This window comes from Niallia nealsonii, from assembly GCF_002835805.1.
Lineage (GTDB): Bacteria > Bacillota > Bacilli > Bacillales > Cytobacillaceae > Niallia > Niallia nealsonii.
Genome location: NZ_PISE01000003.1, coordinates 131,685 through 143,852, shown reverse-complemented (window position 1 = coordinate 143,852; position 12,168 = coordinate 131,685). Strand labels below are relative to the sequence as shown.

Sequence of the window (12,168 nt, the reverse complement as noted above, 5' to 3'; positions counted from 1 at the left end):
TTTTTTTTTCCATCCCCACTGATTGTTAGTTGAACCAATCGGGCTTTTACGGGCAGTTGTCCCCACCTAAATTTCTCCTTTCTTCTCATAATTTTGAGGTGGAGGTCAAAAGCCCGTTAATGCGGGATAAACATAATCCTATCCAAATTAAATAAAATCATTTTTCACTGCAAAAATAGCAAGCTGTGTCCGATCTCTTAATTCTAGTTTGGTTAAAATCTGTGTAATATGATTTTTTACTGTTCCCACAGATAAAAATAACTCCCCCGCAATTTCTTTATTGGTTTTTCCCAATCCTATATGTTGAACGATTTCTTTTTCTCTATCTGTTAAATGATAATTATGCTGTATGGTAGGTTCTGTTTTATTTTTTGAAAGAAGCTTTGACATCAATTTTGGAGCCACTTCATTATGAATAGACATTCCCCCTGCCAAACAGCTTTTAATGCTCTGCAATAAATACGCGCTGTCTGTTGTCTTTAATAAAAATCCATTTGCCCCTTTTTTAAATGCTTGAATCGCATACTCTTCGTCATTAAATGTTGTTAAAATTAATATCTTTACATTCGGAAATATTTTCCTGATTTGTTCCGTTGCTTCTATTCCATCCATAACAGGCATTCGTATATCCATTAATACAATATCTACTGCATACATGTCTAATTGCCTTAATACTTCTTTGCCATTTTCCGCTTCTGCAACAACCTTTATGTCTGGGTCTTGCTCAATAATCATTTTCAAACCATTTCTTACAATCCCCTGATCCTCTGCTATTAGCACCCTTATCATATTTTTATCTCCTCTACAGGCATTGTTCCTTGTACAATAAATTGATCTTCTACTTGATATATATGTAATGTTCCGCCAATTTCTTCTATGCGCTTCTTCATATTTTTCAGTCCGAACCCTTCATGTAATGAATGTTTATGCACATACTTATTTTTTAATTCAAACATAATATGGCCAATTGGAGAAATACTTAATGTAATAAAAACTTGTTTAGAACTGGCATATTTCATTGCATTCGTTAATCCCTCTTGCATAATGCGGTATAGGATTGTGCTTTGGTGATTATTTATAGATACTTGAAGAACTCCCTTTTTGGTTGTCAAATGAACATAAACCGTATTTTCACTTTCCAATTTTTTTATTAAATGCAAAACAGAGGAAATTCCATGAAGTTCTTCTTCCTGCAAAATGCGTACAGCTTTTCTCGTTTCTTCTAATGATTCCAAAGCCATATTTTTCAGGATATTAAAAGAGTCGTTCTTCTCTTGAATTCTAAACAGCTCGATTTGCATTAGTAAAGCCGTTAACTTATGTCCGACTGCATCATGCATTTCTCTTGCAATAAGATTGCGCTCTTCCAGTCTGGCTGCCTTTTCATTTTGATAAGCATGTCGCTTTTGAATGCGAAATTCATTAACTAAAGATTCATATGCATTTCTTACTTGTAAATAATCCTGGGATACTTCATTTACACGATATAAAAGGATAACAATTAAACTCGTTCCACATAAATACATAAGCACAAAGGAAGAATAAAAAAAGAAAAAGATTAACAAATTAATGATTGCAAGAGCAATTAAAAGAATCCGAAAAGTATATACCGCCAACTCTTTGCTGCATTCTATTAAAAGAAATAGCAATATAGCATATAAATAAACTACAAATTGTCTATCCATTAATATGACTAAAGCTTCTATTAGAATAAATATCAAAATATAAAATGCTGTTTTTTTCTTCACTATCGGAGTAATAAAAAATAATGCAAGAATACAAGATGATGAAAAAAGCAGAATAAGAAACGAAATATGATAAGAAAAAGCAGTAAATAATACACTTCCCAATAAAAACAATAACAGCAATAATTTCGGATAATAAGTTCTCACATTCCTTTCACCTCATTTCTGTTAGTGCTTTTAACGTATCAAAAGAGGATAAAACTGGCAATAAAAAAATGGTTGTGTTAAAGCCAGTTGTTATTTTTTATACTCTGCTGATTGGAGTGCCCCTGTGGGAAAGGCGGAACACTAAAGGAGCTAAGGCTCAAGTTGGAGATTGAAAGAAAAGAACGCATTGCAAGATATTAACTAGTGTTTGGGCCGCAACTAATTAAAAGGACAATGCATCGAGTTTTTCACTACGCATTGTCCTTTTCTAGTGTTTTTGTTTTTAATAATGCCAAATTCCCATCGGCAATGTCATTCCTAAATAGAGAACTAGCACTAGTGCTACAATAAATTGTATCCAAAGAATGCTTGTTTTTCTGTCCTTTTTTGTACGAACAAGAATCATTTCAAACATTACAACAACCCATAGTCCTACTAGTGTTTTTAATAAGTATTTTACTGGAAGACTTCCAAAAGAAATGAGAATCCAAATGCCTGTTCCAATTACAAATAAATACATTAACCGAAGAATCATATGTACAATTTTGCTGCCTTTTGCTTTGCCGCTTTTATGCAATACTAGTGCTATCACAAAAAGAATAAGCGCCAATGCCCATGAAGTTATATGTGCATGTATCATAAGTATGTCCCCTCCTTTTCTTTTAATATCTTATCATAATTTAAAGTGGCAGGCAGTGTCTTACTTGCTGCTTTCCCCTACAATATTGGTTAAAACGCCAATATTCTCTACTTTTATGTCTATTTTATCTCCTGCTTTTAAAAAACGGGGTGGTTTGAATCCTTTCCCCACACCAGCAGGAGTTCCTGTTGCAATTATGTCGCCTGGCTCCAATGTCATGCCCTTGGATAAAACACTTATTACTTCTTCGATTGGAAAAATAAAATGCTCTGTATTGGAATCTTGTCTTACTTCCCCATTCACCATTGTTTGTACCTGCAAGTGGTTCGGATTCTTGATTGCATCCTTTGTAACAATCCAAGGTCCCATTGGTGCACTGTTATCTAGGCTTTTTCCAATAAAAAATTGCTTATGTTTTTTTTGCAGATCCCTTGCTGTAATATCGTTCAGAATGGTATAGCCAAAAACATAATCAAAGGCTTCCTCTTTTTTTATTCCTCGTCCTTTTTTCCCAATAACAACGGCTAACTCTCCTTCATAATCAAGCTGTTCTGTTACTTCTTTATGGAGAAGAATTTGTTCATTAGGCCCAATCACTGTTGTTGGAGCTTTAGTAAAAATCATCACATGTTCAGGTATATCGTCTTTGCTTCCCATTTCTATTGCATGTTCTGCATAGTTTTTTCCGACGCAAAAAATGTTTTTAGCTGGTTTCGGAATAGGTGCAAGTAATTTTACGTCTTTTAGTGGAATGTATAATTCGCCTTCTAGCTGATTGTTTTCCACCCATTGAATAAGTGAATTCATATCTTTTAAAAATTGCTCGCCATTTTGAAGACAAATAAGCAACGTATCAGCAAAGACCTTACTATCAAAACATTTCCTTTCAACATGTTTAACTAGCAGCACTTTATCCTCTAGCTCCCCCAATAAACCTACCATTTCTTTTCCTTGATACAATGCTGTTACTAATTTCATCCCTTCACCCCTAACTTGTATAATCATCCCTTTTATTATAAACTTTCAACTATTTCCATTCAAAAATAAGGAAAAAAAGCAGCAGCAATTGAGAACAAACTACACTGAGTCATTTTATTGTTCTTTAATTGATGCCACTTTAAAAAATCACCAAGTAATTCACCAACTTCTCCCAGCCCCTCCCCCTCCAGAGGAGCCGCCACCACCACTTCTTGGTCCGCCTCCATAACCACCACCTCCGCCTCGTCCACCACGGGAAAGAATCGACAGAATTGCATAGGTGATTGTGCCACCAAAAAATTTAAAATCTAAAAATAATAATACTACAACAATTATAATAATAATCCACATTGGAAAACCAGTTTCTGTTCCTTGCTGAACTGGTTTATCAGCTGCTAGTCCTTCAGGTGCTTCTATGCCATATTCTCCGTATACTTCCTTTACAAGTACTTTATATGTTTCTATTAGCGCCTTATTTGGTTTTTCATTTTGCAAATAAGGAAGAGCATATTCATCTAAAATTCTTCCAGCTTTGCCATCTGGTATTCTTCCTTCCAATCCATAGCCGACTTCGAGTCTTACCTTTCTATCTTTAATAGCAACCACTAAAAGTACACCATTATTTTTTTGTTTATCGCCAATGCCATAAGTCCGAAAAGCTTCATTAGCATATTCCTGAATTGTTTTTTCCCCTGTTGTTTGTACAGATAAAACAGCAACTTGTGCTGTCGTCTTATCTTCTAATGTGCGGCCTAGTTGGTTTAATTCCTGCTTTTGGTCATCACTCAATAAATGAGCAAAATCTTGTACGTAAATATCTCCTACAGGCTTTGGAATTGCATTCTCTGCAGCAAATGTACTTCCACAAGCAAAAAGAAAAAAAACACATGCACAAAAAGCAGAAAATAACTTGGCAGTCATTCTCCGCTTCCTCCAAAGTCTACTTCTGGAGCGTTTTCTGCATTACTATTTGCCTTAAAATATTCCTTTTCATCAAATCCGCTAATACGCGCTAATATAGCACCCGGGAACCTTTTTACCTTTTTATTATAGGAGGCCACTTGTTCATTATAGTCTTTGCGAGCAACAGAAATTCTATTTTCTGTACCGGATAATTCATCCATCAGCTGTGTAAACTGTTTATCCGCTTTTAAATTCGGATAATTCTCCACCACTACAAGAAGACGGCTTAAAGCACTTGACACCTGCGCATTTGCAGTTGCCTCTTCCTCTGGTGTCGTCGCTCCTGCCAAATTTGCCCGTGCATCCGAAATGGATTGAATTACTTCTTTTTCATGTGAAGCATACCCTTTGACTGTATTTACAAGATTCGGGATTAAATCAAGCCTTCTTTGCAGCTGGTTTTCAATTTGTGCATAGGATTGATCCACATCTTCTTGGGCATTAACAAATCCGTTATAGCTGGACATAAAAAGTATCACTAGAACAGCTATAACAATAATTGCAATAATAATGCCACTATACTTTTTCTTCATCACAAAACACTCCTTGTTTATTTTCTTTTCGAATAAAGTGAAACTAACAATCAGTAGGGTTTTTCCATGTCTCTCACTGATTGTTAGTGGGTGCCTATGGATATAAGATCACACAAATGTTGCCACAGGGCGCGGCAGCTTCTTTGTACTTTTATATCCGGCTTTTCCCCACCTAGATTTCTCTTATCATCCCTTAGCTAGGGAGTCACAAGCCCGTTAATGCATGATAAAAAAATATTACTCTAATCCTTTATATGTACAGCTAAAATATTATAGACGCCCTTTCTCTTATTCACTCATCATCCTTCATAGACACATCCTTTAATATGTACTATTCCCCAATTTTCTGTATTTTCACACCTGTTGTTTTTCATATAAAGAAAGTGCTCTATTCTTCTAATTTGCTGTAATAGTCCAACCTACTTGCTGAATACGCTAATTAAGAGAACATGAATCTTTAGGCGAATATATCACCACTTACCTACTTTCACATAGTATGTAAAAAGAATCTTATACAAAGGATGTTGATTATGCCAGCTATTGTTGGAGTGGCACAAGTAATTAACGTAGGAAGCAGTGCCATCTTTAATATTGGAGATGTCTATAAAATGATGCCCATCTCAAATGCAAAAACTTTTGCAGGATCAGGTTCTTTTAATACAGGAGATGGTTTAAGCATAACGAACTACCAAAGTTCAACGAATACATTTGATAATGATGGAGCAGACCAAGGAAATTACTTGAACGCCTAAAAAGAACTTAAAGGTGATAAAAATGAATTATTTTATCCAACAGTCAATTACAATTAATACCATTAAAATTGGCGGGATTACAAACTCATCTGTATTTCAAGTAGGCAGTGCAGGGATTATTAAGCCCTCGTCTTATTTATATAACACCGGAGGGTTTAGTGAATCTGCTCCAGGTACCCAATCAGAGCCTTTAGATATTGCAGATCAAAGTTTGCTTTTTTCACCTGCTGTTCCTCTTCAAGCTCCTGCTAAATCGTAAAAAGGAGGTTATCTTTTATGTCGCAGGAATTTTACCAATATAGTGAAAAAATGCGCTCCTACTTACAGTTCCTTGAAAAAAGAATAAAAAAATTGGAGCAGACTGTCTCTACATTAACAAATGAACTAACAGTGATGAAAGAGAAACCTTCTGTTCATGTTGATCGAATTGACTACAGCTTTGATCAACTAAAGATTGAAAGATTAGACGGAACCTTAAATATCGGACTCAACCCAGCAGATTTAGAAAAAATCGAAGAATTATCCATTAATCCGAAGGGTCCTGTAAATCCAAATGGTCCTTTTTATCCTCCACTAGATCCTAAGCAAATGATGTCCCGTTCTATGGAAATAGAAGAAGCTATACATCAGTTTATTCAATTGGAGCTGCCTGAAATTATTACAAATAAACAAGTTGAATTAGGGTTAGGGGAAGATGAATCATATATTACTTTTATACAGGAAGATATTACAAAACAATTGCCAACGAGAATTCAATATTATCTGCAGCAATTGCATCGCAGCAAGGAGGATGACCAAAATCAATTCGTAGATAAAACCATTGATTCTCTAAAGCAGGAAATGATAAATGGTGTGCATCTTTTTTTAAGCAATATTCCAGAAAATATGAAGGGACGAAAAGATGAATGAACTTTCAAGTATACAATCGAGAGTTAAGTGTCGGAGATATTAATATTATCGGGGTTTCAAGTTCTTCCATTTGTTTAATTGGGGATGCCCAGACCATTCAGCTAGCTTCTACATTCGATACTCCTGCTGAATCTCTAATTATTGGCCCATTTGTCCCTCTTGTTCCGAAAGGATAAAAAAAATGCTGCAAAGAACCTCTGTAGTCAATAAAGCAAAAGCTACTATACTGTCTTTTTCATCTATCTTTGAAATTGGAGACGCCAGCTATTTTCAAGCTATGTCGCGGGCTTTAGCTGTACAAAGACAAAAAAAAGTCTTTTACGGGATAGAAGGTTCTTTTAATGATTACTTAATCTATTCAGAACCAATTCTCCTCCCGCCAATCGAGGAAGAAATAACATGTCATTTTGAAAATTTAAAACCAATTATTAAAGTAAATAATGTTAATATTACTGGGGTCTCAGCCGCTTCCTTGCTGCAAATCGGCAATTGTCGCCATTTATATGCAGAAGTAAGAATTAAGCATATTAGACAACTTGATGCACCAAAGGCTACTTCAACAGAGAATAACATGATACAGCTAGAAGCGCCGAATGAAATTCCCTTTGATGTATCCAATGTCACATAAATAGATGAATATATAGAAAATAAGCTGTTAAATAAGGAGGTGTACCATTTTGCCAGCAATAGTAGGTCCTGTTCAAATTGTCAATGTAGGAGAAGGTATTGTTCAGTTTGGAGATTCACTATTTATTTCCCCAAAGGGCAATTCAAAAGCAACATTAGGTTCGGGAACTTCCAATACGGGAGCTTTTATTATTACAAATAACGGTATTAATGCAAGTAATTATATAGACACTAGTCTTCTCGACCAGCCAAATTTAGCGAATAACTAAATAAAAAATCGCCCTCTTAAGTTGAAGTGGGCGATTTTTATTTAATCAAACAGTTTTTGATCAACTATCCATTTTCAAAGGATTGCCGCCATCTAAGAAAAATAAGTATTTTTCGTCGATTTTTCGTTTAAGGATTTTTTCTAATGCATCTGTATATAGATCTATTTGCTGTTTATATCTTTTAAATAATTCTGGTTTTGCCTCTATAAAGCCGCCTTTATATTTGCCTGTAATTGTATCTGTTTTATAATCAAGCAGAACCGATCCCTTCTCGTCTTCAAAATATACGTCAATAATTCCTTGAACAAGGATTGATTCATCACTTCCAGACCAATTTTCATATACTTTACTTGCAGGATAGGCAATATTAAAAGGAATTTCTCTTACTAATTTATCAGCATTTAACATCCTTTGCCCAATTTCAGATTCGAAAAAGGAGACAATAGCAGAGACCTCAATCACTTCTCCCTGCTCTTTTGTCAGTAATTCTTTTGTGATCATTTCTTCTACTAGACGTTCTATATACTTTGCTGTAATCGTTTCTTCTAAGTTGATATGCTGCATCACCATATGCATAGCCGTTCCCCTTTCAGCAGGGGTCAATTTCTTTTCCTGCATAAAGCGTGGACGATTCCATAATGGTTTGCTTTCTTTCTTTAAAAGCTCTTTTCCTCCTTCCTCATCCTGTTTTTCTCCTTGTCGTTTCAACTCAGAAACCGATTGTTTTGAACGAGAAACCGTACTGTCCAAATAAGAATACTTCCAAGCGAAAACTTCCTGCAGTTGTTTTTTAAATGGGGATTCTTTATCGATTTTTTTTCCTGTTGTTACCTTGTTAAGCCATTGATTATCTTCCTCTTCCTGTTCATTCTGAAACTCTAGCACTTCTTCTTTCGAAAGAATATGGATATTCCATGATGATGGGTGTTCTCCTATCATCGGGAAACTATAAAAGTTTTCTGAATGAAGAGAAATATTTTCTTGATGCCTAACTAATGCTGGACCAATCCAATCCAAATAAGAATTGGCAGAAGCTCTGTCAAATTCATCTAATAGCCAATTATTATGACTCGTCATTTGTCCCCATTTTTCTTTGGACTTCTCAATATCTTTAATCGATCCTACTAGTATTAATTTTTCCTTTGCTCGAGTCAACGCCACATATAATACTCGCATTTCTTCTGCAAGCATCTCCATTTTTTTCTTTTTCTTAAATGCTATTTGAGCAAGCGCTGGATAAGAGATGCGATTTTTCACATGAATATACTTTGTTGCAAAGCCTAAATCTTTATCTAGCAAAAAAGATTTTTTTAAATCCATTGTATTAAAGTTTCTGCCAATGCCAGCTAAAAATACAACTGGAAATTCAAGTCCTTTACTGCTGTGTATAGTCATAATCCGAATAACATCTTCTTGTTCTGTTAACGCACGTGCTGCACCAAGATCATTTCCTCTGTCGCGCATTCTTTCAATAAATCGCAAGAAGCGGAATAGCCCCCGAAAAGAAGTGGCCTCATACTGTCTTGCTCGATCATATAGTGCACGCAAATTTGCCTGGCGCTGATTTCCTCCTGGCAATCCACCAACAAAATCATAAAAATGAGTATCACGATATAATTTCCATATAAGCGCAGACACTTCCCCCTGTCTTGCTTGTGTTCGCCAATTTTGCAGCATATCAAAAAATGGTCTTATTTTATCATACAATGCTTCTTCCCGATTTGCCTTTTCATATAGAAATGCTTGTACTGCATCATAAAAAGACCCTTGTTTATTTGCAATTCTAATTCTGCTAAGTTCCTCTTCATTTAGCCCCATAATCGGAGAACGCATAATAGAAGCAAGAGGGATATCTTGATATGGATTATCGATCACTTTTAATAAAGACATCATAATATTTACTTCTGTCGATTCAAAATATCCTGTTGTAAGGTTTGCATAAGTAGGAATATTAAATTGCTTTAGTTCCTCCATAATTTGCGGTGCCCACGTCATAGAACGAAGAAGTATAACCATATCTTTATATCGAATTGGACGATAGCTTTTAGTTTTCGGGTCATAGACTTCATGATGATTCTCTAATAGCTCTGTCACTTGTTTAGCAATTACTTTAGCTTCAAGCACAGATTGTTCCAAATCTTTTGCATCATATTCTTCATTTTCACCTTCTGATTTGTCTCCCTCTTCTTTTTCTGCTGTTTTTTGATTAACAAGAATAAGATCGATAGGATAAGAGGTTTCTTCTGGATAGGATGCACCTTTTACTAATTCTGCACTTTCGTCATATTCAATTTCGCCGACCATTACACCCATAATTTGTTTAAATATAAAATTTGTTCCATAAAGCACTTCTTTGCGGCTTCTAAAGTTTCTCGCCAAATCTATTTTATAGCCAGAATCTTCTCTTGTCTGAAAACGAAGATATTTAGATAAAAATAGATTAGGCTCTGCCAGCCGAAATCGATATATGGATTGTTTCACATCGCCCACCATAAATAAATTTCCATTGACCTCATCATCTGCCGTGACAAGCTGAAGAATCGACTCTTGCACTAAATTCAATATGGATAGGTAAGCCTTTGAGATGATCTCCGGCTTTTCCCCCCATTCACACCGTACGTGAGAGTTTCCCCTCATACGGCGTTCCATCAATTGTGAATCTTTAAACTAATACTTTATTTCCAGCCATAACTCGAAGTTTGTTCACCTTGTCTTTACATTCTTTTGTTACTTTTATCATTTGAAGATAGTTTTCAATTGTTTCTTCTCTTGTTGCGTGTATCAGTTTGTGTATGGATTTAGTTATAAAAACTAGGTTATTATATTCATCATTTCCACCTAATGACTTGGGTTTCTTATGATGTAATTCCATATTATTCAGAAGGAGCGGTTCTCCTGTTACGAAACATATCCCTTTTTGAGCAATATATTTTGATATACGGTTATCGTTGTACTCCATACTTTGATTGATTACGGGATTTTTCATAAGATACCTTATGATTCCTTCTGAAACTGACTTTTGTGTTTTATGAATAAGACTTCTACCTTCAATTGTGTAGTTGTTTATTTCTTGAGTAAAGTTCTTCGGGTTCTTGTGTTTAACACCGTCAATAGGGAATATTGCGACCTTTGCTACAAATGTCTTTTTCTTGCGTAAATAATCTTTGTAGTGAGTTTTGTAATACTTGCTAAGTTCCCCATTTTCGGATGACACATCTTTTAAGCTGTTATATAGGTTTCGTTTGACTGAAAATGCAATTTCACTAAAATCTTTTGTTACCATTGTTGCTTGCTGATAGAAGTTTTGAAGCCCTAAGATTGTTGCATTAATTTTGGACACTTCTCGAGCGCTGGTATTTTTCTTGATTCTTTTGATGTTTTCTTTGATTTTTTGTGTTGCATTTCTTTTCGCTTTGTCAGTCATGAATGATTTTACGGTATGCTTTTTCTTGTTCCTCGTCACTTTCATTTTAAAACCAAGAAATTCAGAAAAGTTCTTTCTTAAATTTATTACCTTCGATTTTTCCTTACTAATATCGAGATGCAATCTTTCCTTTAACCACTTTTTAACTCCTTCGAAAATCTTAAAGGCGCTTTTGTGGTCTCTACAAAAGATCTTAAAATCATCTGCATATCTAACAATAAACATCTCTTTTAATTTTGTGGCTCTTTTTAAAGTCTTATATTTTACAGACCTATCCAGCCTTCTTTTACCACTTATGATACGTTCTCTCTCATAATTTTTCCTTGTTTTGAAAGTTTCCCATTGATCGCTAATCCACCAATCAAGTTCATTGAGAACTATGTTTGATAGTAGTGGTGTTAGAATACCTCCTTGAGGAGTACCCTTGTCAGATTTTCCTATACCGACTATTTCGGCTTTCAACAGTTTGCTAATTATGGAGATTACTCTTTTATCTTGAATTCCTAGATTCCACATTTGTTTTAGAAGTTTTCCATGATTGACATTATCGAAGAAGCCTTTGATGTCTATATCAACCACATAGTGCAGTTTGTTAATATTCGCCAACGTTACTGCCCTTGAATATGCGTGTAGCGTTCCTCTGTTCGGTCTAAAGCCATAACTGTGATGATGGAACTTTGCTTCGCATATTGGTTCTAGGACTTGTTTTATACATTGTTGTATAATGCGGTCTTCAATTGTCGGTATTCCCAACGGTCTGATTCCGCCATTGGCTTTTGGTATTTCTTTTCTTCTTATTTTATGTGGAGTAAAATTTTCTAATCTTTTTCTAACATAATTAACGAGTTTTTCGGGTTCTTTTTCACCTATTGTGATGATTGTTGATTCGTTTATGCCTTTGGTGAAAGAGCCTTTATTTTTCTTGATGTTTCTATATGCTAGTAGAATGTTTTCTCTATTCACTATAAGTTCGTAGAGATTTTTAAATTTTTTGTTGCTTTGACTTTCTTTGTAAAGCTGATCGAAGGTTTGTTGCATACCGTAATACTCATTGTTTCGTAAAGACTGGCGTTTTAAAACTTTTTTGTTTGCTGTATCAGTCAATACTCTCACCACTTTTGAAATTCATTTGGTGTTTGCATTTCTTTTAGTCATACGAGAACCTGATAATATAAAGTAAT

14 protein-coding genes are annotated in these 12,168 nt (G+C 35.0%); 6 read left to right on the top strand and 8 right to left on the bottom strand.

Annotated features, from left to right (window positions below):
- Nucleotides 1-147: 147 nt before the first annotated feature.
- The 6 genes from CWS01_RS01185 to CWS01_RS01160 all read right to left on the bottom strand — a co-directional run bounded on the left by CWS01_RS01185 (nucleotide 148) and on the right by CWS01_RS01160 (nucleotide 5,006).
- The gene (locus tag CWS01_RS01185; RefSeq protein WP_101175211.1) at nucleotides 148-789 is read right to left on the bottom strand and encodes a response regulator transcription factor; all 642 of its coding nucleotides are present in this window, start codon (nucleotides 787-789) and stop codon (nucleotides 148-150) included.
- A complete protein-coding gene (locus CWS01_RS01180; protein WP_101175210.1) occupies nucleotides 786-1,892 on the bottom strand; it encodes a histidine kinase in 1,107 nt (368 codons plus the stop codon). The genes CWS01_RS01185 and CWS01_RS01180 overlap by 4 nt, the downstream gene beginning before the upstream one ends.
- Nucleotides 1,893-2,175: 283 nt before the next feature.
- Entirely contained in the window at nucleotides 2,176-2,532 is a 357-nt protein-coding gene (locus CWS01_RS01175; RefSeq protein ID WP_101175209.1) for a YisL family protein, read from the bottom strand.
- Nucleotides 2,533-2,592: 60 nt separating this feature from the next.
- Entirely contained in the window at nucleotides 2,593-3,510 is a 918-nt protein-coding gene (locus CWS01_RS01170; RefSeq protein WP_101175208.1) for a fumarylacetoacetate hydrolase family protein, read from the bottom strand.
- 159 nt (nucleotides 3,511-3,669) lie between these two features.
- Entirely contained in the window at nucleotides 3,670-4,431 is a 762-nt protein-coding gene (locus tag CWS01_RS01165; protein ID WP_101175207.1) for a TPM domain-containing protein, read from the bottom strand.
- The gene (locus CWS01_RS01160; RefSeq protein WP_101175206.1) at nucleotides 4,428-5,006 is read right to left on the bottom strand and encodes a LemA family protein; all 579 of its coding nucleotides are present in this window, start codon (nucleotides 5,004-5,006) and stop codon (nucleotides 4,428-4,430) included. The genes CWS01_RS01165 and CWS01_RS01160 overlap by 4 nt, the downstream gene beginning before the upstream one ends.
- A 530-nt stretch (nucleotides 5,007-5,536) precedes the next feature.
- On the opposite strand from CWS01_RS01160, the gene CWS01_RS01155 reads away from it, so the two are divergent.
- Genes CWS01_RS01155 through CWS01_RS01130 form a run of 6 tightly spaced genes read left to right on the top strand, consistent with a single transcriptional unit; the run spans nucleotide 5,537 to nucleotide 7,563 of the window.
- Nucleotides 5,537-5,758, top strand: a complete 222-nt coding sequence (locus CWS01_RS01155) for a spore germination protein (RefSeq protein ID WP_101175205.1) — start codon at nucleotides 5,537-5,539, stop codon at nucleotides 5,756-5,758.
- A gap of 22 nt (nucleotides 5,759-5,780) precedes the next feature.
- Nucleotides 5,781-6,017, top strand: a complete 237-nt coding sequence (locus CWS01_RS01150; protein WP_101175204.1) for a spore germination protein GerPB — start codon at nucleotides 5,781-5,783, stop codon at nucleotides 6,015-6,017.
- Between the two features lie 17 nt (nucleotides 6,018-6,034).
- On the top strand, nucleotides 6,035-6,667 hold the full coding sequence (gerPC, locus tag CWS01_RS01145) for a spore germination protein GerPC (protein ID WP_101175203.1): 633 nt from the start codon (nucleotides 6,035-6,037) through the stop codon (nucleotides 6,665-6,667).
- Complete coding sequence (locus CWS01_RS01140; RefSeq protein WP_101175202.1) at nucleotides 6,664-6,843, top strand: spore gernimation protein GerPD; 180 nt, start codon at nucleotides 6,664-6,666, stop codon at nucleotides 6,841-6,843. The genes gerPC and CWS01_RS01140 overlap by 4 nt, the downstream gene beginning before the upstream one ends.
- A 5-nt stretch (nucleotides 6,844-6,848) precedes the next feature.
- Nucleotides 6,849-7,295 (top strand): spore germination protein GerPE, encoded by a 447-nt coding sequence (locus tag CWS01_RS01135; protein ID WP_101175201.1) that lies wholly within the window; start codon nucleotides 6,849-6,851, stop codon nucleotides 7,293-7,295.
- 49 nt (nucleotides 7,296-7,344) lie between these two features.
- Nucleotides 7,345-7,563 carry a spore germination protein gene (locus CWS01_RS01130; RefSeq protein WP_101175200.1) on the top strand — a complete coding sequence of 73 codons (219 nt, stop codon included), beginning with the start codon at nucleotides 7,345-7,347 and terminating at the stop codon, nucleotides 7,561-7,563.
- A 60-nt stretch (nucleotides 7,564-7,623) separates the two neighbouring features.
- Here CWS01_RS01130 and addA read toward each other — a convergent pair whose 3' ends face one another.
- Nucleotides 7,624-10,200: a helicase-exonuclease AddAB subunit AddA gene (addA, locus tag CWS01_RS01125; protein ID WP_328588883.1), complete on the bottom strand. Its 2,577-nt coding sequence runs from the start codon at nucleotides 10,198-10,200 to the stop codon at nucleotides 7,624-7,626.
- Between the two features lie 25 nt (nucleotides 10,201-10,225).
- Nucleotides 10,226-12,091 (bottom strand): group II intron reverse transcriptase/maturase, encoded by a 1,866-nt coding sequence (gene ltrA, locus CWS01_RS01120; protein ID WP_328588882.1) that lies wholly within the window; start codon nucleotides 12,089-12,091, stop codon nucleotides 10,226-10,228.
- Nucleotides 12,092-12,168 lie beyond the last annotated feature (77 nt).

Excerpts from the sequence above, each read along its gene's own strand:
- CWS01_RS01185 (WP_101175211.1), bottom strand. The coding sequence starts at position 789 with ATGATAAGGGTGCTAATAGCAGAGGATCAGGGGATTGTAAGAAATGGT.
- CWS01_RS01175 (WP_101175209.1), bottom strand. The coding sequence starts at position 2,532 with ATGATACATGCACATATAACTTCATGGGCATTGGCGCTTATTCTTTTT.
- CWS01_RS01170 (WP_101175208.1), bottom strand. The coding sequence starts at position 3,510 with ATGAAATTAGTAACAGCATTGTATCAAGGAAAAGAAATGGTAGGTTTA.
- CWS01_RS01165 (WP_101175207.1), bottom strand. The coding sequence starts at position 4,431 with ATGACTGCCAAGTTATTTTCTGCTTTTTGTGCATGTGTTTTTTTTCTT.
- CWS01_RS01160 (WP_101175206.1), bottom strand. The coding sequence starts at position 5,006 with ATGAAGAAAAAGTATAGTGGCATTATTATTGCAATTATTGTTATAGCT.
- CWS01_RS01155 (WP_101175205.1), top strand. The coding sequence starts at position 5,537 with ATGCCAGCTATTGTTGGAGTGGCACAAGTAATTAACGTAGGAAGCAGT.
- CWS01_RS01150 (WP_101175204.1), top strand. The coding sequence starts at position 5,781 with ATGAATTATTTTATCCAACAGTCAATTACAATTAATACCATTAAAATT.
- gerPC (WP_101175203.1), top strand. The coding sequence starts at position 6,035 with ATGTCGCAGGAATTTTACCAATATAGTGAAAAAATGCGCTCCTACTTA.
- CWS01_RS01140 (WP_101175202.1), top strand. The coding sequence starts at position 6,664 with ATGAACTTTCAAGTATACAATCGAGAGTTAAGTGTCGGAGATATTAAT.
- CWS01_RS01135 (WP_101175201.1), top strand. The coding sequence starts at position 6,849 with ATGCTGCAAAGAACCTCTGTAGTCAATAAAGCAAAAGCTACTATACTG.
- addA (WP_328588883.1), bottom strand. The coding sequence starts at position 10,200 with ATGAGGGGAAACTCTCACGTACGGTGTGAATGGGGGGAAAAGCCGGAG.